General features: G+C 49.7%; 4 protein-coding genes and 4 pseudogenes. 1 reads left to right on the plus strand and 7 read right to left on the minus strand.

Going from position 1 to position 2,614, the window contains the following annotated elements; translation table 11 throughout:
• The 5 genes and pseudogenes from IEW63_RS14465 to IEW63_RS14485 all read right to left on the minus strand — a co-directional run.
• Positions 1–252: DUF637 domain-containing protein (locus IEW63_RS14465; RefSeq protein ID WP_229710540.1), on the minus strand; the 252-nt coding region annotated here is incomplete at its 3' end.
• Between the two features lie 11 nt (positions 253–263).
• Positions 264–479 (minus strand): annotated as a pseudogene (locus IEW63_RS14780) (Imm8 family immunity protein); the annotation flags it as partial.
• A 53-nt stretch (positions 480–532) separates the two neighbouring features.
• Positions 533–652: pseudogene (locus IEW63_RS14475) on the minus strand (hypothetical protein); the annotation flags it as partial.
• A gap of 159 nt (positions 653–811) precedes the next feature.
• Positions 812–1,051: a hypothetical protein gene (locus tag IEW63_RS14480; protein WP_188637340.1), complete on the minus strand. Its 240-nt coding sequence runs from the start codon at positions 1,049–1,051 to the stop codon at positions 812–814.
• Complete coding sequence (locus tag IEW63_RS14485; protein ID WP_188637341.1) at positions 1,041–1,382, minus strand: hypothetical protein; 342 nt, start codon at positions 1,380–1,382, stop codon at positions 1,041–1,043. The genes IEW63_RS14480 and IEW63_RS14485 overlap by 11 nt, the downstream gene beginning before the upstream one ends.
• On the opposite strand from IEW63_RS14485, the pseudogene IEW63_RS14490 reads away from it, so the two are divergent.
• Positions 1,377–1,723, plus strand: a pseudogene (locus IEW63_RS14490) (transposase); the annotation flags it as partial. The gene IEW63_RS14485 and the pseudogene IEW63_RS14490 overlap by 6 nt on opposite strands.
• A 21-nt stretch (positions 1,724–1,744) precedes the next feature.
• On the opposite strand, the gene IEW63_RS14495 reads toward IEW63_RS14490, so the two are convergent.
• Both IEW63_RS14495 and IEW63_RS14500 read right to left on the minus strand, forming a co-directional pair.
• A complete protein-coding gene (locus IEW63_RS14495) occupies positions 1,745–1,972 on the minus strand; it encodes a hypothetical protein (RefSeq protein WP_188637342.1) in 228 nt (75 codons plus the stop codon).
• Positions 1,969–2,614 (minus strand): annotated as a pseudogene (locus IEW63_RS14500) (hypothetical protein); the annotation flags it as partial. The gene IEW63_RS14495 and the pseudogene IEW63_RS14500, both read right to left, overlap by 4 nt.

Raw genomic sequence — 2,614 nt, forward strand, 5'->3', positions numbered from 1 at the left:
ATGTAGCCCCACCTTCTGCAGGCTGCCGCTCTGCCATTGATTGGCCTGGCTGATGTCGCCTACCCAGTTGAAACCCACTGCCGCGAAGGTGTTGGCCAGTGTCGAGGTCAGGGCGTCACCCAGGCTGCCGCCCTGACCCAAGGCCTTGTTGAGCACGGCAGAGGTGGTGTTCTGCAAAGCCTGGTTAGTAGCGAACTGGCCCATGCCGGACCAGCTGTTCAGTGCTTCCTCATCCCGCTCCTTTCGAGACAAAACCTTAATACTTACGATTTATAATTCTCATACTCCCAAGCGCCCACACGCGACACCTTTTTCGCCAGCTCCCAGAAATCACTTTCCGTACAGCTATCAATATAGCTACGTATCTCTTGTAGAATCCTGTCTCTATTAAACGCGCGAACTATCAGCAAATGCCTACCCCAAACAACACCGTCGGGCGGACAGTTGTTTTCGAGCCAGGTTGGGGTGCACACAAAGACCTGAAATAAGTGCCTCCGGCCCCACCATAAAAGTCAACCAAAACTCAAAATCAGAGGCCGTCACCCAGGCGCTTCTGGGCGTGATCCGAATGGTAGCCCATGTTCGACAGCAGGTAGTCCGAACCCATGAATTGTTTGAGGTCGGTCAGCGCCGGGTTGGTTTTGATCAGATAGACGGAACGCTCAATGGCGTTCATCTATCTGTCTTCTGAGTTGTTAAAGAGCGGAGGGACAGCAATACTGTATCGGAGTAGTCAGGTGTTGCACTCAGTTTTGGGGGACTGTCTTGCAGATGTCACTTTTAATAGCCATCTCGCCCCGAGTAATTGCTTCTATTCCCTATCAAAAAACCTATTAGCATAGATAAAAAAAGCCACCCAAGCAGCTGAAACAACCCCTCCTACGCATGATTTTTTAGCCGCCCAAAAAATCAGCCAACTCAAATCAACTTCGCTCCCATGAACCAAACTCAAAATAAACATTGAAATAATCAGAGCAAAAAACAAACCAACGGTGCACAGCCCCAAATATAAAAAAACAATCTTTAAAAAAAAGAACACCTCACTTTTCATTCTTTTCTCCAGGCTCTATTCCAGAATAATCACTAACAGCTTCCGAAACATAATTACCCAAGATAGACCAGATAAAACTCTTCACTTTGTCTGACATGTTTTTTGGCAGTGTTCTATTAACACCTTTATTTAATCCGGAGCCCACAGCAGTCCCTACCCCAGCCCCAACCACAGCACTACCCGCATCCGTCCCTTTAACCTGACTACCAATATAATCCCCGCCCATATTGACTCCTACCGAACCAGCAAGCCCTTTACCCTGGGTCAACGCAACTACCGCAGCATCGGTGATATTGAGGGCCTCAAGATCTTCACTGTTATCTGATTGCATCTGGACCAAATTCCGGACGAGACCACTATCCTCAATTTTCGTTGTCTCTTGAGCGGCATGGCATGGTCACGGCGTTGTTCGAGATCGTCAACCGCTACCCGGGTGAGCACGGACTGATGCTGCGTCATGGCACCATCGTGGACGCGACCATCATCCATGCGCCGAGTTCGACCAAGAACCAGGATGGCAAGCGTGATCCCGAGATGCATCAGACCAGGAAAGGAAACCAGTGGTTTTTCGGCATGAAGGCGCACATCGGTGCGGATGCTGACAGCGGGGCTGGTTCTCAGCGTGGTTGGCACACCGGCAATACTGCCGATGTCACCCAGGTAGATCAGCTGCAAATTTAATCAAAAGCTCTCTTAAACATCATCTCTCAAAAAACCAATAACAACTATAATACAGGCGCAAAAAGTGAGAATAGCGCCAAGCTGCAATGAATCATGAAATCTTTCTTTCAGGTTTAGCCCAACGGCACCTCCAATAGAAACAACCCTAATTGAATCGGCAACTACAAAAGCAACCATTGAACCCAAACTAGAAATAAAAAAAATCTTTATCCACAAAAAAAAACACCTAATTATCTTCATTTATTTTCACCTGACAGCTCTTGACTAAGGTGTTCAGAAACAGCAGACCCAGTAACTGCTTCAAAGGTGTCTCGCACTAGCTTGGATACATTACCGGGCAGTAAGTTTGATGTTACCTTCCCTGTTACGCCCCCTACTACTGCCCCTATCCCAGCCCCAACCACAGCACCACCAGAGTCCGTCCCTTTAACCTGACTACCAATATAAGCCCCGCCCATATTGACTCCTACCGAACCAGCAAGCCCTTTACCCTGGGTCAACGCACCTACCGCAGTCGCCACCGCCGCATCGGTGATATTGAGGGCCTCAAGATCTTTGTTGGTTATCTGATAGCTCACGTTCGCACCTCCACCCAAGGCTCCACCCAATACCAGCGTTACTCCCTTGGCTGTATGGCTAATAACTCCCCCGCCGGTCAACATAGCCATTGCCCAAGCTTTCATGAACTCCTTGGCTGGTTGCGGCCCCTCAAAACCTTCGCCCCTAGCCATTGCCCGAAGCGCCTGGTTAACCTCCTCGGGCGAGGCTCCCTGCTGCCGAAGATAATCAGCCATGGAGGTGGCGGACTCTCCGTACTCCATCAACCCCTGCGGCAAGTGCAGGTCCCAGTTATATTTAGTGGCATTACCCGCTACCGAGGCA

Source organism: Halopseudomonas pertucinogena, assembly GCF_014646575.1.
Classification (GTDB): Bacteria; Pseudomonadota; Gammaproteobacteria; order Pseudomonadales; family Pseudomonadaceae; genus Halopseudomonas; species Halopseudomonas pertucinogena.

What these genes read in the sequence shown, in the direction of transcription:
- IEW63_RS14480 (WP_188637340.1), bottom strand. Translation starts at nt 1,051, where the DNA reads ATGAAAAGTGAGGTGTTCTTTTTTTTAAAGATTGTTTTTTTATATTTG.
- IEW63_RS14485 (WP_188637341.1), bottom strand. Translation starts at nt 1,382, where the DNA reads ATGCAATCAGATAACAGTGAAGATCTTGAGGCCCTCAATATCACCGAT.
- IEW63_RS14495 (WP_188637342.1), bottom strand. Translation starts at nt 1,972, where the DNA reads ATGAAGATAATTAGGTGTTTTTTTTTGTGGATAAAGATTTTTTTTATT.